This window comes from Paraburkholderia phytofirmans PsJN, from assembly GCF_000020125.1.
GTDB lineage: Bacteria > Pseudomonadota > Gammaproteobacteria > Burkholderiales > Burkholderiaceae > Paraburkholderia > Paraburkholderia phytofirmans.
The window spans coordinates 1,375,819-1,394,595 of record NC_010681.1 but is presented as its reverse complement, the minus strand read 5'-3'; the positions used below and the strand labels follow the sequence as shown (position 1 = coordinate 1,394,595).

General features: G+C 63.7%; 16 protein-coding genes. 11 read left to right on the top strand and 5 right to left on the bottom strand.

The features are described from left to right. Nucleotides 1–213: 213 nt before the first annotated feature. Entirely contained in the window at nucleotides 214–4,671 is a 4,458-nt protein-coding gene (locus BPHYT_RS06115; protein WP_012432278.1) for a DNA translocase FtsK, read from the top strand. A 206-nt stretch (nucleotides 4,672–4,877) separates the two neighbouring features. Here the strand turns inward: BPHYT_RS06115 and BPHYT_RS06110 are convergent, their stop codons facing one another. Beyond that, on the bottom strand, nucleotides 4,878–6,035 hold the full coding sequence (locus BPHYT_RS06110; protein ID WP_041758331.1) for a lactonase family protein: 1,158 nt from the start codon (nucleotides 6,033–6,035) through the stop codon (nucleotides 4,878–4,880). Between BPHYT_RS06110 and BPHYT_RS39425 the strand changes: the two genes are divergently transcribed. Beyond that, complete coding sequence (locus tag BPHYT_RS39425; protein ID WP_274378461.1) at nucleotides 6,034–6,162, top strand: hypothetical protein; 129 nt, start codon at nucleotides 6,034–6,036, stop codon at nucleotides 6,160–6,162. The two genes, BPHYT_RS06110 and BPHYT_RS39425, sit on opposite strands and share 2 nt — an antisense overlap. Nucleotides 6,163–6,412: 250 nt before the next feature. Further along, nucleotides 6,413–6,565, top strand: coding sequence for a DUF3096 domain-containing protein (locus BPHYT_RS37135; RefSeq protein WP_007175701.1), 153 nt, complete (start codon nucleotides 6,413–6,415; stop codon nucleotides 6,563–6,565). 256 nt (nucleotides 6,566–6,821) lie between these two features. On the opposite strand, the gene BPHYT_RS06105 is transcribed toward BPHYT_RS37135, so the two are convergent. Then, entirely contained in the window at nucleotides 6,822–7,067 is a 246-nt protein-coding gene (locus BPHYT_RS06105) for a hypothetical protein (RefSeq protein WP_012432276.1), read from the bottom strand. Between the two features lie 240 nt (nucleotides 7,068–7,307). Here BPHYT_RS06105 and BPHYT_RS06100 point away from each other — a divergent pair, with 240 nt between their 5' ends. Together BPHYT_RS06100 and BPHYT_RS06095 are read left to right on the top strand one after the other, a co-directional pair. Continuing rightward, the gene (locus tag BPHYT_RS06100; protein WP_012432275.1) at nucleotides 7,308–9,188 is read left to right on the top strand and encodes a glycoside hydrolase family 15 protein; all 1,881 of its coding nucleotides are present in this window, start codon (nucleotides 7,308–7,310) and stop codon (nucleotides 9,186–9,188) included. 180 nt (nucleotides 9,189–9,368) lie between these two features. Beyond that, nucleotides 9,369–10,646: a polyhydroxyalkanoate depolymerase gene (locus BPHYT_RS06095; RefSeq protein ID WP_012432274.1), complete on the top strand. Its 1,278-nt coding sequence runs from the start codon at nucleotides 9,369–9,371 to the stop codon at nucleotides 10,644–10,646. A gap of 95 nt (nucleotides 10,647–10,741) precedes the next feature. On the opposite strand, the gene BPHYT_RS06090 is transcribed toward BPHYT_RS06095, so the two are convergent. Next, nucleotides 10,742–11,374, bottom strand: coding sequence for a TetR/AcrR family transcriptional regulator (locus BPHYT_RS06090; RefSeq protein ID WP_012432273.1), 633 nt, complete (start codon nucleotides 11,372–11,374; stop codon nucleotides 10,742–10,744). A gap of 242 nt (nucleotides 11,375–11,616) precedes the next feature. Here BPHYT_RS06090 and rsxB point away from each other — a divergent pair, with 242 nt between their 5' ends. The 3 genes from rsxB (at nucleotide 11,617) to BPHYT_RS06075 (ending at nucleotide 13,709) form a co-directional block, all read left to right on the top strand. Beyond that, on the top strand, nucleotides 11,617–12,450 hold the full coding sequence (gene rsxB / locus BPHYT_RS06085; protein ID WP_049869138.1) for an electron transport complex subunit RsxB: 834 nt from the start codon (nucleotides 11,617–11,619) through the stop codon (nucleotides 12,448–12,450). Between the two features lie 19 nt (nucleotides 12,451–12,469). Continuing rightward, nucleotides 12,470–13,114 (top strand): endonuclease III, encoded by a 645-nt coding sequence (gene nth, locus BPHYT_RS06080; protein WP_012432271.1) that lies wholly within the window; start codon nucleotides 12,470–12,472, stop codon nucleotides 13,112–13,114. Nucleotides 13,115–13,274: 160 nt separating this feature from the next. Next, complete coding sequence (locus BPHYT_RS06075; protein ID WP_012432270.1) at nucleotides 13,275–13,709, top strand: DUF1841 family protein; 435 nt, start codon at nucleotides 13,275–13,277, stop codon at nucleotides 13,707–13,709. Between the two features lie 118 nt (nucleotides 13,710–13,827). Here BPHYT_RS06075 and BPHYT_RS06070 read toward each other — a convergent pair whose 3' ends face one another. Further along, nucleotides 13,828–14,211 (bottom strand): c-type cytochrome, encoded by a 384-nt coding sequence (locus BPHYT_RS06070; RefSeq protein WP_012432269.1) that lies wholly within the window; start codon nucleotides 14,209–14,211, stop codon nucleotides 13,828–13,830. A 59-nt stretch (nucleotides 14,212–14,270) separates the two neighbouring features. Further along, nucleotides 14,271–14,639, bottom strand: a complete 369-nt coding sequence (locus BPHYT_RS06065) for a c-type cytochrome (protein ID WP_012432268.1) — start codon at nucleotides 14,637–14,639, stop codon at nucleotides 14,271–14,273. 481 nt (nucleotides 14,640–15,120) lie between these two features. Here BPHYT_RS06065 and BPHYT_RS06060 point away from each other — a divergent pair, with 481 nt between their 5' ends. From BPHYT_RS06060 to BPHYT_RS06050, 3 genes are all read left to right on the top strand, one after another. Further along, nucleotides 15,121–15,963: an AAA family ATPase gene (locus BPHYT_RS06060; protein ID WP_012432267.1), complete on the top strand. Its 843-nt coding sequence runs from the start codon at nucleotides 15,121–15,123 to the stop codon at nucleotides 15,961–15,963. A gap of 141 nt (nucleotides 15,964–16,104) precedes the next feature. Next, on the top strand, nucleotides 16,105–17,280 hold the full coding sequence (locus tag BPHYT_RS06055; protein WP_012432266.1) for a vWA domain-containing protein: 1,176 nt from the start codon (nucleotides 16,105–16,107) through the stop codon (nucleotides 17,278–17,280). 73 nt (nucleotides 17,281–17,353) lie between these two features. Continuing rightward, nucleotides 17,354–18,574, top strand: coding sequence for a benzoate/H(+) symporter BenE family transporter (locus BPHYT_RS06050; protein ID WP_012432265.1), 1,221 nt, complete (start codon nucleotides 17,354–17,356; stop codon nucleotides 18,572–18,574). Nucleotides 18,575–18,777 lie beyond the last annotated feature (203 nt).

The following is an 18,777-nucleotide window of genomic DNA, read 5'->3' as shown; positions in this document are numbered from 1 at the left end:
GGGATGCCCACAGCGGCGCCGCGATCCGGAAGGTCCGGATGACGGGTGAAGGCTGTCCCGACAGCCGTTGTTTTTCACCGACGGCAGACCGCGCGCCGGTCTGTTTTCCAATTGGACGCAAGCATACTTGCGTCTGCCTTCGAAGCATCGGGCTTCGCCGGTTAAACTCGACGGATTGCGTTTTTGCGCGTCCGTCATTCGCTGATGTCTAGTATGCACACGGTAGTTTTCGGCTGGTTCGGCGGGTCAGCCGTCTGGTTCATTCCTCTTTTGTGGCGTCTCGTGAAGTCGGCTCTGCCGGGCGGCGCGGGTCTGCGCGGCCCCGGCACGATCCGGCTGTGGCTCGGCTTCGTCTGCGTGCTGGTGGCGAGCTGCACACTCGAGGCGTCGCTGATCGCCGTGGCCGGCGTGAATGGCTTCGGCCGTGCGCTGGCTGCGGGCTTCGGCCATCTCCTTGGGCATATCGGCACGCCTCTCGCGGCGCTCGCGCTGTTTTTCATCAGCCTGCCCTGGCTGATCGATTTCCGCTGGCGCGATTTCGCCGCCTGGGCCGACGGCGCGTTCGGCCTCGGCCTGTCGCGCGGCCTCGCCAAACGCGACGAGGAAGCGCGCCGTCATCGCAGTGTCGACGACGGTTTGCAGTCGCATGTTTCGCCGGCTGCCAATACGATGGCGCCTAAAACCAATGGCCGTTATACGCGCCCGACAGTCTGGCGTCCGCCGGCGCGTGGGCGCGACGCGGCTGCGGCCGGCGCCGCGGCGAGCGTGGCGGGCAAGGATGCGGCGGCGCGTGGCGCTGCGCCGAGCTGGCGCACGGGCGCGACAACGCCACGCAGCCATGCGAAGCAGGCCGAGCCGGTACTGCGCACGGGCGCGGCGACGACATCGCCGCGGCATGTGCCGATGCAGACGCCACCACTTAAAGCGGAGAAGGCTGCGTGGATGCCGGCTGAGCCCGTTGCGCCGGCTGGTTGGTTGCGCGAGTCTGGGTCGCGCGTGGCTGTGCCGGGAGCGGGATCGGTGGCGGGTTCGGTGGCGGGTTCGGTCGCAGGTTCAGCAGGTGCGACGGGGGTGGCAGGTGCTTCTGGTGCTTCCGCTCGCGTTGGCGCGTCACAGGTTGGACGTCGTTCGGCCGGTGAGCAACGGCCCGTCGGATCGGCAGGAGCCGGCGCGGGGTTGGCGGCCGGCGGTGCTTTCGCGGCGGGTGCTGCGGGTGCTGCAGGCAAGGTAACTCAGGCAGCAGTGCACACGTCAGCGACGGCGCGGGCCCTGTCGGGCAGCGCGGGTTCTCATTCCGCCGTAGGTTCAGTTGGAACCGCAGCGGCCGGCGCGGGCCGCCCTTCGACGATGGCCCAAGGTGCGGCGGCGTCGGCGGCTTCCGTCAATCGCGCGCCGGCGCCCCGGCAAGCTTTCTCGCCTGCACCGGGTTCGAACGATGTCGCGCCGACACCGGCAGCGAGCCGTCTGGCGCCCAGCTACACGCGTCCGATGCCGGCGACGCAGAAAGTCACGCCGCCTGCCAGCGTCCAGGAAACCCTTCGCAGCATCGCGGAAAACGCCGCACGTTGGACCGATATCGCGGGCGTGAGCCTCGCGCGCAGCACCGGTTCGGAAAACGCGAAGCTGACGAGTGCGCCGAACGCAGCGCCGTCGTTCGAGCCTGAGCAGCCGATTGTCGATGTGCCGCGAACGGATGCGACAGAAGCGGCTTTGACGCCGGATGCGCATCGGCCTTCGCTTGAAGTTGTGGACAGCGCACCGGTCGATCACGCGATAAACGCGCCGGCCGATGCGCCGCGCGTGGAAGCCTCGTTCGAAGTGCCGCCCGAAGTCAGCCACGAACCCGTCGTGCAGTGGCCGATCGAGCCGCCAGTTATTCAACCGCCGTTGACGGCGGCGCCAGTGGTTGAGCGCGCGCCAGTGGCTGAGCACGCGCCGGTTGCTGCGTCTGCGTCTACGCCTACGCCTACGCCTACGCATGCGTCAGTGTCTGCGTCTGCGTCTGCGTCTGCGCCATTCGTTGAGCAGGCGCCGATTGCTGAGCCTGCACCTGCACCTGCACCTGCACTTGCATCTTCGTCTTCGTCTTCGTCTTCGTCTTCGCCTTCGTCTTCGCCGGCATCGCCGTATGTGCCGCCAGTCGCCACGCCGACGCCGTTCCAGATTTTCGCTGCGCAGTTGCAAGCAAGCGAAGCGCACGAGGATGAACCGCCGTTCGAAGACAACCCGACCGTATCGACGACTCACGCCGACCATTACGCGAGCCCGAGCATTGAAACGGCACAGACGCTCAGTCAGCCTGCGCACCATTCAGAAGTCATTGCACCGCGCGTCGGCGAGCAGACCACTGCGCCGGCGATGGCCGAACAAGTGAAAGAAGCCGCATCGTTTGTCGAGCCGCAACCCGCCGCGGCTGCTTCGGCTGCCGAAGTCGTGATCGATAAAACACTCGCGCCGTGGGAAGCCGAGCTCGACGCGGTGCTGGCCCAACACGCCGCTTCGTCATCCAGTGTGCCGGCTGTCAGCCGCGTCGTTGTGTCGAGCGGAACCGGCCCGACGCCTGACGCCGCCATGCCATCGCTGAGCATTGCCCGCGCTGGCGAGTCCGCCACGCCCGTCGAAACGGAAACGGCGGACGCCCCTGCCCTGTCGGACGTACCTGAAGCATCGGACTCGCCGACCGCCGCGCACGCTGCAAACCTCACCGCCGCAATGCCGCCGCAGCATGTCGCGCCGCACGTCTCGGAGACATCGGCCACCGCACACGCGGCCAACATAAGCACCGCAGCGACGCCGCAAAGCACTGCACCGCAGACGTCGGACTCGTCGGCTAACGAGCACGCGTCGAACCCGCCCATCGCGGTGCCGCCGCAGAGCCACGCGCCGCAAGCATCAAACGTGGTTCGCTTTCCAGGCTTCGCGGTTCAGACTGCGCCCGTGGCATCCGACGTCGCTGACGACGAATCTTTCGCCATCGCAGAACGTCCGAACGAAGCCGCCATGCCGCCGCCAGCGCCGATAACATCAACATCGCTCGCGGCGCCATTTACCACCGAGAAGACCCCATCCGCAGAGGCGACCGCGGCAACCGCGGCAACCGAACCCACCGAACCCGCAGCCCAACCGCGCCCTCCCCTGCGCGGCCACAGCCCCGCCAACGGCTTCGAGTTCCGCGCGCCCGCGGCATCGATGGTCGAATTGCCCACGCTCGACCTGCTCGCGCCCGCGGACATCGACGTCGAACCGGTCTCCGAAGAAAAGCTCATCGAAACCGGCCTGCTGATCGAACAGCGTCTGCAGGAATTCAAGGTGCCGGTGACCGTCGTCGGCGCGTCGGCCGGCCCGGTCATCACGCGCTTCGAAGTCGAACCGGCGCTCGGCGTGCGCGGCAGTCAGATCGTCGGCTTGATGAAGGATCTGTCGCGCGGCCTCGGCCTCACGTCCATTCGCGTGGTCGAGACGATTCCCGGCAAGACCTGCATGGGCCTCGAATTGCCGAACGCCAAGCGTCAGACGATCCGCCTCTCCGAAATTCTCGAAGCCAGCGTCTATCAAAACTCGCATTCGCAGTTGACGCTCGCCATGGGCAAGGACATCACCGGCCATCCGGTCGTCGCCGATCTGGCGAAGGCGCCGCATATGCTGGTCGCCGGCACGACCGGTTCGGGCAAGTCGGTGGCGATCAACGCGATGATCTGCTCGTTGCTCTACAAGGCGACGCCGGAAGAAGTGCGCCTGATCATGATCGACCCGAAGATGCTGGAGTTGTCGGTCTACGAAGGCATTCCGCATCTGCTCGCGCCCGTCGTCACCGACATGAAGCTGGCGGCCAACGCGCTCAACTGGTGTGTCGGCGAAATGGAAAAGCGCTACCGCCTGATGTCCGCGGTCGGCGTGCGCAACCTGGCCGGCTTCAACCAGAAAATCCGCGATACCGAGGCCAAGGGCAAGAAGCTCGGCAACCCGTTCTCGCTGACGCCGGAAGCGCCCGAACCGCTCGCGCCGCTGCCGCTGATCGTGGTCGTGATCGACGAACTCGCCGACCTGATGATGGTGGCCGGCAAGAAGATCGAAGAGCTGATCGCGCGCCTCGCGCAGAAAGCGCGCGCCGCCGGCATCCACCTGATTCTGGCGACGCAGCGTCCTTCGGTTGATGTGATCACCGGCCTCATCAAGGCGAATATTCCGACGCGCGTCGCCTTCCAGGTATCGTCGAAGATTGACTCGCGCACGATTCTCGATCAGATGGGCGCCGAGTCGCTGCTCGGCCAGGGCGACATGCTGTTCCTGCCGCCCGGCACGGGCTATCCGCAACGCGTGCACGGCGCGTTCGTCGCCGACGAGGAAGTGCATCGGATCGTCGAGTATCTGAAGCAGTTCGGCGAGCCGCAGTACGAGGAAGGCATTCTCGACGGCCCGGCCACCGACGGCGGCGCGGCGCAAGACCTGTTCGGCGAGTCGCCGGATGCGGAAGCCGACCCGCTCTACGACGAGGCGGTCGCCTTCGTGGTGCGCACGCGGCGTGCGTCGATCTCGTCGGTGCAGCGGCAGTTGCGCATCGGTTATAACCGCGCGGCGCGGCTCGTCGAGCAGATGGAAACCGCGGGCCTCGTGTCGGCGATGGGCATCAACGGCAGCCGCGAAGTGCTGGCGCCCGGGCCGGCGGAATAGGCGGCGAATGGCCAGTGAACGCCGCTGATTGCAGTTGATTGCCGGCGCTTCCGAAGGGCGCAAAACGCAAGCGCAAACAGCCTCGTTGCGAAATCGACCACAAAAAAGAAACGGGCCGCTTCACAAAAGCGGCCCGTTTTTTCATCCCGCGCGCGGCGCGTCGACAGCACCCGCCTCGTCGTTCACGGCCTCGTCGGCATCTCGTGTTACGACGGCGAGACCAGCTTGAAATCCACCGGCGCGCCGAGTTCGAAATGTTTCGGATTCGCTTCGAGCAAACCGCTCTGCTGGTCGCGCTTGAACACATATACGGTATCGCTGTTCTGATTGCCGACGATCAGCCAGTTGCCGGTCGGGTCGATCGCGAACTCACGCGGCGACTTGCCCATGCTCGATTGATGGCCGACCTTCTTCAGGTGCCCGTTGGTTGGGTCGACCGAAAAGATCACGATGTCGTTGGCGTCGCCGCGATTGGTGGCATACAGAAAGCGGCCGTCCGGCGACAGATGAATCGCCGCCGCGCCCACCGCGCCCTTGAAGCCAGGTTCGGTCAGTGGCAGCGTTTGCACCTGCGTGAGCTTGCCGTCGTTGTAGTCGAACGTGCTGACCGTGGCGGCCATTTCGCTCGTCAGATACGCGTGTTTGCCGTCGGCGCCGAACACCAGATGGCGCGGACCCGAGCCGGCTTTTTCCTGGTTGTAGCGCCAGTCGGTCGGGCCGAACAGGCCGCGGCTGCCGTCAGGCGTGTAGCGATACGAGTACAGCTTGTCCGCGCCGAGATCCTGCGCGAACAGATAGTGGCCATCCGGCGAGAACACGGTGGAGTGAACATGCGAGTTGTCCTGACGGCCCTTCACCGGACCGCCGCCTTCGTGGTGTACGGTGAGCACCGACGCGCCGACCTGGCCGTCGGCCTGCAACGGGAACACCGCGAAGCTGCCGCCCGGATCCGCGGCCACCGAATAGTTTGCGGTTAGCAAATATTTGCCGTCCGGCGAGAGGCTCAGATAGCAGGGGTCGTTGCCGTCCGAGGAGACCTTGTTGAGAAACGTCAACTGGCCGCTCGCGGCATCGAAGCGAAACGCGCTGATGCCGCCGCGTTGCGTGGCCGGGCCGTTGTCGCCGGGCATTTCGTTGACTGCGTAGACGAAGCGGCGGTCGCGGCTCACCACGAGGTAGGACGGGTTGACCGTCTGCGCGGCCGAGACGCGCGTCGCTTCACCCGTCTTGGTGTCGAAGCGATAGACGTACAGCCCTTCACTCTTTGGGCCGGTATAAGTGCCGACCAGCATGTCATACACGCCGTCGGCGGGAGCCGGGCCGGAATCTTGCGCAAACGCATGCGAAGCAACAATCGAGACCATGAGCACGAAACCTTTTATTATCGAGCGGGCAGAGCGCAATGGTGTTTGCGCGACGCGCCATGAAGTGGAATCAGCAGCAGAAGGCAAGCGGGAATCCGCAACGGCACGCATCGCGGCGGCTCGGTGACGACGAAGCATATGACCTCCTCGGACAGCGGTTATTTGGTTGAAGCGGTTGTCATGGTGTCGCTGGTCTGCCGCGCAATCGGTCGAGCGTTGTTCTTATCGAAAGAAGTATAAAAGCGTTGTGCCGGATCATGCAGCGATTCCGTCGACCCGCGCCGGGTCAGCCGGCAATCGACAATCGGCAGCATGAATAGCAATTGTCCCGCCTGACGGGTCGTTTTTTCAATCGCGTCTCACACTACGGAGTCTTCATGAACGTCACACTCAGCCTGGGCCCGCTGGTTTCGTTGATCGCCGGTATTCTGATTCTCGTCATGCCGCGCCTGTTGAACTACATCGTCGCGCTCTATCTGATCATCATCGGCATCATTGGGATCTTCGGCGTGGGGTCGTCGCACTTCTGAGCGGCGGCGTTCCATGCTTACGCAAGGGTTACGCAAGCATGGAAAGTGCGACCGGGCGCAGCGCCGGCCCGGCTGCGCCTCGCATGGAGGTAAGACATGAGACGTGCGAAAGCTTCACGCGCCGATTGGCCGTGAAGCTCGATGCAAGCGATAAACCCGGACGGCATGGCGAAGCAACGTTCGTTCGCCCGAAGCAGGGTGAGTTTTGCGGTCAGTGCTGTGAAATCACCATCCGGTGCCCATGAAGCGCCGCAGCTTAACCGTTCGAAAGCTGGTCGAGACGCAGCCGTCCCTGCAGCGACAGCGCACCGACGGCATAATGGCCGTCGCCTGCCTGATAGCGGCGAAAGCAGGCCCGTTCGACCAGAAAGGCGGCAGCGGTCAACAAGCCGTTGCGACTCAGGCCCAGGCGGCCATGGTCGAGCGGCAACATCGAATCGTCGGCAAGTTCGCTGGCGGCCGAGAGAATCGTGATGCAATCGGATTTCGACGGGTTCAGCATAGCTTGGGTCCTCGGAAACGGCGTCTGTATGCGCCATGGGCGGGGCCGGTTCATAATCCCGAAAGCTCCTCCGGGCGTCGGCATGAAATCTGATTGTAGGCATTGATTTGACAATTACCAACCCGCGTTTTTGCGTCGCGTGATGAACCAAAACGCATCGCGCAAGTCGGGTATAGGCAACGACACTTCAACGACACCTCGCGCGGCGCGACACGCCGCGCGCACTACTGACCCGCTCCCATGTCAGCACTCATCGAAGACTATGCGCTCATCGGCGACGGCCATACGGCCGCGCTAGTTTCCCGCGATGGATCGGTCGACTGGCTCTGCTGGCCGCGCTTCGATTCGGGCGCCTGCTTCGCCGCCCTGCTCGGCACGCCCGAAAACGGCCGCTGGCTGATCGCGCCGGTCTCGGACACGCCGCCGACCATCACCCGGCGCTATCGCGGCGAAACGCTGATCCTCGAAACCGACTTCGAGACGCCCGAGGGCGCCATCACGCTGATCGATTTCATGCCGCCGGGTAACGGCTGGTCGGAGATGGTGCGGCTCGTGGTCGGCAGACGCGGCACCGTGCGCATGAAAATGGAACTGGTGCTGCGCTTCGATTACGGCTTTTCGGTGCCGTGGGTCGACCGCCTGACGCACGACAGCGGCATCAAGGCGATCGTCGGACCGGACACCGCCGTGTTGCGCACGCCGGTCGAATTGCGCGGCGAAGACATGAAGACGGTCGCCGAATTCACTGTCAGCGAAGGCGAACGGGTGCCGTTCTCGCTTGCTTACGCGGCCTCGCATCTGCGCATTCCGCCGGCGCGCGATCCGCACACCTCGCTGGCACGCACCGAGAATCACTGGCTCGAATGGTCGGCGCGCAGCACGGTTGAAGGACGCTGGGCCGAACCGATCCGCCGGTCGCTGATCACGCTGAAGGCGCTCGCTTACGAGCCGACCGGCGGCATCGTCGCCGCGCCTACTACTTCGCTGCCGGAGCAGCTCGGCGGCACGCGCAACTGGGACTATCGCTACTGCTGGCTGCGCGACGCGACCATCACGCTGCTCGCCATGATGCGCGGCGGCTACTACGACGAAGCGCGCGCGTGGCGCAGCTGGCTCGGCCGCGTGATGGCCGGTGCGCCGGATCAATTGCAGATCATGTACGGCATCGCCGGCGAGCGCCGTCTGCCTGAGTTCGAAATCGACTGGCTGCGGGGCTATCAGGACGCGAAACCGGTGCGGATCGGCAATAACGCGGTCGGCCAGCGCCAGCTCGACGTCTATGGCGAAGTGATGAATGCGCTGCATCTGGCGCGCGTCGGCGGCCTGCAGGCGGACGACACCGCATGGAACGTGCAACGCGCGCTGCTGAAGCACCTCGACACGATCTGGCAGGAACCCGACGAAGGCATCTGGGAAACACGCGGCGGCCGCCAGCATTTCACTTTCTCGAAGGTCATGGCGTGGGTCGCGTATGACCGCGCGATCAAGTCGGCGGAAATGTTCGAGCTCGAGGGCCCGCTCGACGAATGGCGCGCCACCCGCGCGCAAATTCACGCGGAAGTCTGCGAGAAGGCCTGGAATCCCGCGCTCAACGCGTTCTCGCAGTGCTACGGCACCGACCAGCTCGACGCGAGTGTGCTGCTGATGCCGTTAGTCGCCTTCCTGCCGCCGCACGATCCGCGCGTGAAAGGCACCGTGGCCGCGATCGAACGCGACCTGATGCACGACGGCTTCGTGATGCGCTATCGCACGACCGAATACGACGACGGCCTGCCGCCGGGAGAAGGGACGTTTCTGGCGTGCTCGTTCTGGATGGTGGACAACCTGGCGCTGCAAGGCCGCCTCGACGAAGCGATCGCGATGTACGAACGGCTGCTCGCGCTCTGCAACGATGTTGGTTTGCTCGCGGAGGAGTACGATCCCGCTGCGAAGCGTCTGGTCGGCAATTTTCCGCAGGCGTTTTCGCACGTGGCGCTCGTGCACACCGGCCTGAACCTGATGAAACATGAACAGGCCATGGCGCAGGCGACCGGGCAGCCGCCCCATAACGGCACTGGAGCCACGGAACTTGATGCTGCTGCAACCCCGGATAGCGGCGCGGCAACATCGCCAGTAGCATGATTTAATGACAGTTTGCGTGCTAGCCGCGCGCAAAATGCTGCATTGCACAAGTACGCTTTGTTCGATATGATCGACGAGACTGTCGGCCGAAAAACAATGTGCCTACAACCAGAATGGCCTGCCGCAGCGCCACACGCGTGTTTGCGAAGCCTCATGCGAACCGCTTAAAACGGAGCACCCATGCTCTACCAACTGCACGAATTCCAACGGGCGATGTTGAGCCCGCTCACCGCCTGGGCTCAGGCCGCGTCGAAATCCTTCGCGAATCCCGCCAGCCCTTTGGCCTACGTGCCCGGCGCCACGCGCCTCTCAGCCGGTTACGAACTACTCTACCGGCTTGGCAAAGATTACGAAAAGCCTGAGTTCAACCTCCATCAGATCGTCAAAGACGGCCACAACATTCCGATCATCGAACAGACGATCATCGAGAAGCCGTTTTGCCGCCTGATGCGCTTCAAGCGTTTCGCGGACGACAGCGACGCTGTTACCCAATTGAAAGACGAGCCGGTCGTGCTGGTGTGCGCACCGTTGTCAGGACACCACGCCACGCTGCTGCGCGACACCGTTAAAACACTGCTGCAGGATCACAAGGTCTACCTGACCGACTGGATCGACGCGCGCATGGTGCCGCTCGAAGCCGGCCAGTTTCGTCTGGACGACTACGTCGCCTACATTCAGGAATTTATCCGTCACATTGGCGCAAAGAATCTGCACGTGATCTCGGTATGTCAGCCGACCGTGCCGGTGCTCGCCGCCATTTCGCTGCTGGCGAGCCGCGGCGAAGACACGCCGCGCACCATGACGATGATGGGCGGCCCGATCGACGCGCGCAAGAGCCCGACCTCGGTCAACTCGCTCGCCACGCAGCACTCGTACGAGTGGTTCGAGAACAACGTGATCTTCACGGTGCCGCCGAATTATCCGGGCGTGGGCCGTAAGGTTTACCCGGGCTTTTTGCAGCACACCGGTTTTGTGGCCATGAATCCGGAGCGCCACGCGGCGTCGCATTGGGATTACTACCAGAGCCTGCTGCGCGGCGACGAAGACGACGCGGAAGCGCACCGCCGCTTCTACGACGAGTACAACGCCGTGCTCGACATGGACGCGGACTATTACCTCGACACGATCCGCGTGGTCTTCCAGGAATTCAGCCTTGCCGAAGGCACGTGGGACGTCTCCGGCGAACGGGTGAAACCGCAGGACATCACGAAGACCGCGCTCTTCACGATCGAAGGCGAGTTGGACGATATCTCCGGCGACGGCCAGACCTATGCCGCACACGATCTGTGCACGGGCATTCCGGAAGAGCACAAGCGTCACTTCACCGCGGAAAAGTGCGGGCACTACGGCATTTTCTCGGGGCGCCGCTGGCGCACCATCATCTACCCGCAGCTTCGCGACTTCATCCTCGAGCACAACAAGGCGCCGAAGGTAGCGAAGGAAAAAGTCGAAGCCTGAGCTTCGCACGCATAGTCGAAAGACAACGGCCTCTTCGGAGGCCGTTTTCGTTTATGAGGATCCCGAAGCCTCAGTGCGCAACGCACGACGCGAGCTTACTTTCGCAACAGATAGGCGAGCAGCAACTCGGTGTTCATCTGAATCACTTCACTGCGCTCGCTCGCGCTGCTGAAATCGCGGCCGAGGGTGGCTTCGAGCGTAAAGCGGTTCGACACGATGTAATAGCCCATGCCGGACAGGGTGACATAGAAGCGCAGCGGATCGACATTGGTGCGAAACAGCCCCGCGCGTTGACCGCGCTCGAGAATGCCGCCGAGCGTGGCGACGATCGGCGAGATCATTTCGCGGATGCGCGTGGACTTCTGCATATAGCGTGCTTCGTGCAGATTCTCGTTATTGATGAGACGCAGCAGCTCGGGGTGATCGCGGTAGTAATCCCAAACAAAATGCGCGAGACGCGTGATGGCCTCGACCGGGGCAATGCCATTGAGTTCGAGCGTGCGCTCCGCTTCGTTGAGCGCGCTGAACGCGTGCTCGAGTACCGCGGTGAAAAGTTGCTCCTTGCTACCGAAGTAGTAATAGAGCATGCGCTCATTCGTTTCCGCGCGGCGAGCGATCTGATCGACGCGCGCGCCGAATAGCCCACCATTTGCAAACTCTTCGGCCGCCGCGAGCAGAATGCGGCGCCGTGTGCCTTCAGGATCTCTTTTGATTTTCGGCTGATTCATGGTGGCATCGTCTTCGTGAGCCGCGTTATCCGGATCGCGCCGCCGGCCTCTCCTCGGGCCTTGCACCGACAGCACTGAACGGGCTGGTTGGGGGAATACCCTTCTGCGGTCTTTCGAAAAAGCGCTTCGATTATGGCACATGGATTGCGGATGGCAATTGGGGAAATCGGCGATAATGTGCTATTTAGTTCAAGCTGTGCGGCCGCAAGCCAAAGCACCAGTCAGAGCCCCACGCCGTGACCGTGACCGATACCAGAACACTCGCAGACCGCATCGAAGATCTGCTTCCCCAGACGCAATGCACCAAGTGCGGTTACCCCGCATGCCGTCCCTATGCCGAAGCCGTTGCAAGCGGCGAGGCCAATTACAACCAATGCCCGCCGGGCGGCGCCGAAGGTGTCGCGCGACTCGCTGCGTTGCTCGGCAAACCGGTGATTCCGCTCAATTCCGCCAACGGCGTCGAAAGGCCGCGCCCGTTGGCGGTTATCGACGAACAAGTTTGCATCGGCTGCACGTTGTGCATGCAGGCCTGCCCGGTCGATGCAATAGTTGGCGCACCGAAACAGATGCATACGGTGATCGTCGAGCTTTGCACCGGCTGCGACCTGTGTGTGCCGCCCTGCCCCGTCGACTGCATCGCCTTGCCGCCGGTCACGGGCGAAGCGACCGGTTGGGATGCGTGGAGCCAGGCGCAGGCCGACGCCGCGCGCGCACGCCACGACCGGCGCGAGGCGCGTCTCGCACGCGAGCGCGAGGCTGCCGAAGCACGTGCTGCAGCGCGGCGAGCAGGCAGCGCTGCCACTGCTCAGGTTACCGAAACAACTGCGCACACTGACGCGGCGCCATCGGCCGCACCCGCAGCGGACGACGCCGAAGCCAAGAAACGCGCGATTATCCAGGCCGCGCTCGAACGTGCTCGCAAGAAAAAAGAGGAACTGGCCGCCAAGGGCCAAGGCCCGCTGAACACCGAGCGCGTGAGCGCGGATGTGCAGGCGCAGATCGACGCCGCCGAAGCACGCCGCCGCCGTCTCGGCCTCGCCGCGGACGACACCGGCACGCCGTCCGACAAGCGCTAACCGCACCGTCACGCCCAGCATGAACGCGAACAAACGCCGCGCCATCTACGAGACGCTTCAGAGTCTCAATCCTCACCCGACAACCGAACTCGAGTACACCACTCCGTTCGAACTGCTGATCGCCGTGCTGCTGTCGGCGCAGGCCACCGACGTGTCGGTCAACAAGGCCATGCGCAAGATGTTCCCGGTCGCGAACACACCGCAGAAGGTTTTCGATCTGGGCGAAGAAGGCGTGACCGGCTACATCAAGACCATCGGCCTCTATCGCACCAAGGCGAAGAACGTCATCGCGACCTGCCGCATTCTGCTCGACCAGTACGGCGGCGATGTGCCCGAGGATCGCGAAGCGCTCGAAAGTCTGCCGGGCGTCGGCCGGAAAACGGCCAATGTGATTCTGAACACGGCATTCGGTCATCCGACCATTGCGGTGGACACGCACATCTTTCGGGTTGCGAATCGAACCGGTCTTGCGCCCGGCAAGGACGTTCGCGCAGTCGAAGTGGCGCTGGAGAAATTCACGCCCGCCGAGTTCAAGCAGGACGCGCACCACTGGCTGATCCTGCACGGCCGTTATGTGTGCAAGGCGCGCCGGCCTGAATGCTGGCATTGCGTGATCGAGCCGCTGTGCGAGTTCCGGCCGAAAACGCCGCCGCCGGAGCTGTAAGCGCAACGGCGCCGCTTGAAGCGCCGGCGCGCTGAAGCGCCGCCAGCAGCCCGCGGCGCCCCGGCGTAAAATGACGCCCTGCCTCGTCCGCTCGTCCGCTTCACGAGTTGACGCTTTACAGGCTCACGTCCAACGCCCCACTCAACGCACCGGTCTTACGATGTTCAATCCCAGCCGCGACGAAGTCCGTCTTTTCTTCACCGACACCTGGCGCAAGCAGCGCAAAGGCGAGATTCTGACGCCGCTGGAGGCCATCGCCGCCGACTGGATCGTCGAACATCCCGAGTACCACGCCGACCTGACCGACGGCGACGCCGCCCAAGCTCAGGACTATTCGCCCGAACGCGGCCAAACCAATCCGTTTCTGCATCTATCGATGCATCTGGCGATCACCGAACAGTTGTCGATCGACCAGCCGCCCGGCATTCGCGCGGCGCATGAACGGCTTGCCGCTCGCCTCGGCTCGACCCACGAGGCGCAGCACGCGATCATGGACTGCCTCGGCGAAACCATCTGGGAAGCGCAGCGCACAGGCACGCCGCCGGACACGGATGCGTATCTGCAACGCATCGAGCGGCGCGCCACGCGCGACTAAGACCGGCGTCGCGCGCACACACGCGAGCCGGGCAAAGACCGCGGCTCCAAAAGCACAACACCCCGCCGAAGCGGGGTGTCGTTCAATCAGAAAGCGGCGCGAAGGATGTGCGACGCGCTTACTTCTTCTGCACCAGATCGCCGTTCAGCGATTCGATATAAGCGGCGATGTCTTTCATATCGCTCTGCGACAGGCTTTGCACCTGCGCCTGCATGATCGCGTTATTGCGGCCGAAATGCGGGTTGCCGTTGCCCATCTGATACTGACGCAGCGCAAAGTAGACGTAATCCGAATGCTGACCCGCGAGCTTCGGATACTCCGGGCTCACCGGCTTGTTCAGGTTCACGCCGTGGCATGCCGCGCAGTTGTGGCTTTCGGACAGCACCTTGCCGTTGCCGGCGTCGGCCGCGTGCGCGAGGTTCGCTGCAACCAGACCGATCACTGCCGCCGACGCGCATGCAGCCTTGAACACCGTGTGGAGTGGCTGTTGGGGCTTATTCATGAATTCTCCTATCCCGCGAATTTATTTGCCGAGTGACTGGATGGACGAGCCGCAGCCGGTCACTTGTCGGGATTGCTCTTCGAAGAGGAATTTTGCGCTGCGTAGTAGGCCGCGATGTCGGCGATATCCTGATCCGACAGCGACGCGGTGATGGCGCGCATGGTTTCGAAATGGCGGTCGCCCTTCTTGTAGCCATGCAGGGCGTTCTCGAGGTACGCCTGGTTCTGCCCGCCGAGCATCGGCACGCGGTAGACCTCAGGGTAAGCCGTGCGGTATTCAGGAATGCCGTGGCAGCCAATACACATCGCGACCTTGCCTTGGCCCGCCTTCGCGTTGCCGACGACATCCGCAGCCTGCACACTGGCCGTATAGCCCGCGAGCACCGACAGCGCTGCGATCACGACGTTTTTGCCAACGAATTTATTCATAGCATGTAACCTGGCTTGAGGGGAAACGGGCGACCAAAAGGCAACGGCCCGCGCCGTTATTCTTATAGGGTAGCCACGCAGGCCAAAAAAATCGGGCTAATTGTACCGCGACGCCGCGCCGAACGTCCACCGCGCGGGGCCGCGGCGCATCCGGCTGCCGCAAAGCCACGGCTAGCGCCGCTTTGCTCGGCCGCGCCCGACTCGCAGGGCATGGCCGCCGCCGTCGCATCCGGGCCGCTCGCGCAGGTTGCACCGGCTCGCTCCGCGGCCAGCACGGCAACCGACGCCGCATTCAGCCCGCCCGCGCCCGGCGCGCCCGCCCACCGGGCCCGCCGGGCGAGCCTTCGGCCCGTTCGCCGACGCCGCATGCGCACTCGCTGCACGCCACGGCACCGCGGGTGACACCTTACGCGAGGCGGTTTCAGGCCAACAGGTCTTCTGACTTATACTGGGTTTTTTCCCGAAAAAAGAGCATCTCGCCATGCGTTTCGAAGGCTCATCGCAGTACGTCGCCACCGACGACCTCAAGCTCGCGGTCAACGCCGCGATGACGCTCAAGCGCCCGTTGCTGATCAAGGGCGAACCCGGCACGGGCAAAACCATGCTCGCCGAAGAAGTCGCCGCCGCGCTCGGCATGCCACTCCTGCAGTGGCACATCAAGTCCACCACCAAGGCGCAGCAGGGTCTGTACGAGTACGACGCGGTGTCGCGGCTGCGCGATTCGCAACTCGGCGACGAGCGCGTCAAGGACATCCGCAATTACATTGTCAAGGGCGTGCTGTGGCAGGCGTTCGAGTCGGACGAGCAAACCGTGCTGCTGATCGACGAGATCGACAAGGCCGACATCGAATTTCCGAACGATTTGCTGCGTGAACTCGACCGCATGGAGTTCTACGTGTACGAGACGCACGAGCTGATTCGCGCGAAGCAGCGCCCGCTCGTGATCATCACGTCGAACAACGAGAAGGAGCTGCCGGACGCGTTCCTGCGCCGCTGCTTCTTCCACTACATCAAGTTTCCCGATCCGGTCACCATGCAGCAGATCGTCGAGGTGCACTACCCCGGCATCAAGAAGGAACTGCTCGCGGCCGCCATGCAGAGCTTTTTCGAACTGCGCAACGTCGCCGGATTGAAGAAGAAGCCGTCCACCTCGGAACTGCTCGATTGGCTCAAGCTCCTGCTCGCCGAAGACATTCCGCCCGAAGCGCTGCGCTCGTCCGACCAGAAGCAGATCATTCCGCCGCTGCATGGCGCGCTGCTGAAAAACGAGCAGGACGTGAGCCTGTTCGAGCGGCTGATCTTCATGAACCGCAATAACCGTTGATCGAGCGCTGATTGAGCGTTGATTGGGCGCTCACTGAACGTTCAATGAGCGCGTATAGATCGTGACCAGGAGCCGGAGGGTCGCGAGGCCGCCACGGAAAAGCGCGCCGCCCCGACCAACCGCCGCCGGAGAGGACCCAGCATGCTGATCGACTTTTTCTACTCGCTGCGCGCCGCCAAACTGCCGGTGTCGGTGAAGGAATACCTGACGCTGCTCGAAGCGCTCAAGGCCAACGTGATCGCGCCGTCGCTCGACGAGTTCTACTATCTCGCGCGCATTACGCTGGTCAAGGACGAGCAGTATTTCGACAAGTTCGACCAGGCGTTCGGCGCGTACTTCAAAGGTGTCGCGCAAGCTTCGGAGCTTGCCTTCGACATCCCGCTCGACTGGCTGAAGAAGAAGCTGCAGCGCGATCTGTCGCCCGAAGAAAAAGCGCAGATCGAGGCGATGGGCGGCCTCGACAAGCTCATGGAGCGCCTGAAGGAACTGTTCGACGAACAGAAAGAGCGCCACGAAGGCGGCAGCAAGTGGATCGGCACCGGCGGCACGTCGCCGTTCGGCAATGGCGGCTACAACCCGGAGGGCGTGCACATCGGTGGCGACGCGGCGGGTAATCGCACCGCCGTCAAGGTCTGGGAAGCGCGCGCCTATCGCGACTACGACGACCAGGTGGAAATCGGCACGCGCAACATCAAGATCGCGCTGCGCCGCCTGCGCCGCTTCGCGCGCGAAGGCGCCGCCGAAGAGCTCGACCTGCCCGACACGATCCGCAGCACCGCCGCGAACGCCGGCTGGCTCGATCTGAAGATGGTGCCCGAGCGGCACAACAAGGTGAAAGTGCTGATGCTGCTCGACGTGGGCGGCTCGATGGACGATCACATCAAGCGCACCGAAGAGTTGTTCTCCGCCGCCAAAGCCGAGTTCAAGCACCTGGAGTTCTACTACTTCCACAACTGCGTGTACGACTTCCTGTGGAAGAACAACCGCCGCCGTCACGCCGAGCGCATGCCGACGTGGGAGGTGTTGCACAAATTCACGTCCGACTACAAGCTGATCTTTGTCGGCGACGCGACCATGAGCCCGTACGAAGTGCTGCAGCCCGGCGGCTCGGTGGAGTACAACAATGCCGAAGCCGGCGCGGTATGGCTGCGCCGGCTCGCCGATCATTTCCCGCATCACGCGTGGCTCAATCCCGAACCGGAAGGCTTGTGGGCGTACCGGCAGTCGGTCAGCGCGATCCGCGAAGTGCTTGGCCATCGCATGTACCCGCTCACGCTCGCCGGCCTCGAGGCCGCCATGCGCATGCTGAGCAAATAGCCCGTCCAGGTTTGACTTTCGTTTTACCCTCGTTTTGCCCTCGTTTTACCTTTAACGATAAGAAAGCATCTGCATGAGTCCGTCTTCCACGCCCGATTTGTCCCCTGCCGTCACGCCGCCCGGGCGCCTCAATCCTTTCGCCGACACTTCGCTGTCCGCCATCGTCGCCGGTTTCGTCGCGATGATGACGGGCTACACCAGTTCGCTCGTGCTGATGTTCCAGGCGGGCCAGGCGGCGCATCTATCCGACGCGCAGATTTCGTCGTGGATCTGGGCCTTGTCGATCGGCATGGCCGTCTGCACGATCGGCCTGTCGCTGCGCTTTCGCGCGCCGATCGTGATCGCCTGGTCGACGCCCGGCGCTGCGCTGCTGGTGTCCTCCCTGCCGCATGTGGCGTATGCGGAGGCGATCGGCGCGTTTATCGTCTGCGCGCTGCTGCTCACGTTGGTTGGCCTGACCGGCTGGTTCGACACGCTGATGAAGAAGATTCCGGCGGGCATCGCCTCGGCCTTGCTGGCGGGCATCCTGTTCGAGATCGGCATCGAGATATTCCGCGCCGCGCAATTCCAGACCGCGCTCGTGCTGACCATGTTCTTCACCTATCTGATCGTCAAACGGCTCGCGCCGCGCTACGCGATCGTCACGACGCTGATCGTCGGCACGGCGGCTGCCGGCGGGCTCGGGCTGCTCGACTTCAGCCGCTTTCACGTCGCGCTGGCGCATCCGGTGTTCACGATGCCGGTGTTTTCGGTGGCGGCTAGCGTCAGCATCGGGATTCCGCTTTTCGTCGTGGCAATGGCCTCGCAGAACGTGCCGGGCATCGCCGTGCTGCGCGCGGACGGCTACACCACGCCCTCGGCGCCGCTGATTTCGACCACCGGCATCGCCTCGCTGCTGCTCGCCCCGTTCGGCTCGCACGGCATCAATCTTGCAGCAATTACCGCGGCGATCTGCACCGGCCCCGAAGCACACGAAAACCGCAACAAGCGCTATATGGCCGCGGTGTGGTGCGGCATCTTCTACCTGATCGCCGGGGTTTTCGGCGCGACCATCGCCGCGCTGTTCGCGGCCTTGCCGAAGGCGCTGGTCGTGTCGGTCGCGGCGCTGGCGTTGTTCGGCTCGATCATGAGCGGGCTCGCCAATGCCATGCAGGACATGAAGCAGCGCGAGGCGGCGCTGGTCACGTTCATGGTGACGGCGTCGGGGCTGACTTTGCTGTCCATCGGCTCGGCTTTCTGGGGGCTGGTGGCGGGTGTGCTGACGCAAGTAGTGTTGAATGCGCGGCGCGCTTGATGCGTCTGCAGCCCAGCAAAGCGGTCCGGTGCTCCAGTGGCGGGTGATAGCCGCGCCGACGCAAATGGTATAGAAACGCGCCGCGTGCCTGAAGGGCCTGCAACGCGAAGCAACGACGCGCAGTCCCGCCGCCGATTGCTGCCGAAACCAGTCGGCAGATCGCCCGGCAGAATCAGTCAGCGCCGGATCAATCGGCGGAAAAC

Coding starts and splice junctions, on each gene's coding strand:
- BPHYT_RS37135 (WP_007175701.1), top strand. CDS start 6,413: ATGAACGTCACACTCAGCCTGGGCCCGCTGGTTTCGTTGATCGCCGGT.
- BPHYT_RS06095 (WP_012432274.1), top strand. CDS start 9,369: ATGCTCTACCAACTGCACGAATTCCAACGGGCGATGTTGAGCCCGCTC.
- BPHYT_RS06050 (WP_012432265.1), top strand. CDS start 17,354: ATGAGTCCGTCTTCCACGCCCGATTTGTCCCCTGCCGTCACGCCGCCC.
- BPHYT_RS06110 (WP_041758331.1), bottom strand. CDS start 6,035: ATGGTCTCGATTGTTGCTTCGCATGCGTTTGCGCAAGATTCCGGCCCG.
- BPHYT_RS39425 (WP_274378461.1), top strand. CDS start 6,034: ATGAGCACGAAACCTTTTATTATCGAGCGGGCAGAGCGCAATGGTGTT.
- BPHYT_RS06105 (WP_012432276.1), bottom strand. CDS start 7,067: ATGCTGAACCCGTCGAAATCCGATTGCATCACGATTCTCTCGGCCGCC.
- BPHYT_RS06075 (WP_012432270.1), top strand. CDS start 13,275: ATGTTCAATCCCAGCCGCGACGAAGTCCGTCTTTTCTTCACCGACACC.
- BPHYT_RS06090 (WP_012432273.1), bottom strand. CDS start 11,374: ATGAATCAGCCGAAAATCAAAAGAGATCCTGAAGGCACACGGCGCCGC.
- BPHYT_RS06070 (WP_012432269.1), bottom strand. CDS start 14,211: ATGAATAAGCCCCAACAGCCACTCCACACGGTGTTCAAGGCTGCATGC.
- nth (WP_012432271.1), top strand. CDS start 12,470: ATGAACGCGAACAAACGCCGCGCCATCTACGAGACGCTTCAGAGTCTC.
- BPHYT_RS06065 (WP_012432268.1), bottom strand. CDS start 14,639: ATGAATAAATTCGTTGGCAAAAACGTCGTGATCGCAGCGCTGTCGGTG.
- BPHYT_RS06060 (WP_012432267.1), top strand. CDS start 15,121: ATGCGTTTCGAAGGCTCATCGCAGTACGTCGCCACCGACGACCTCAAG.
- BPHYT_RS06100 (WP_012432275.1), top strand. CDS start 7,308: ATGTCAGCACTCATCGAAGACTATGCGCTCATCGGCGACGGCCATACG.
- BPHYT_RS06055 (WP_012432266.1), top strand. CDS start 16,105: ATGCTGATCGACTTTTTCTACTCGCTGCGCGCCGCCAAACTGCCGGTG.
- BPHYT_RS06115 (WP_012432278.1), top strand. CDS start 214: ATGCACACGGTAGTTTTCGGCTGGTTCGGCGGGTCAGCCGTCTGGTTC.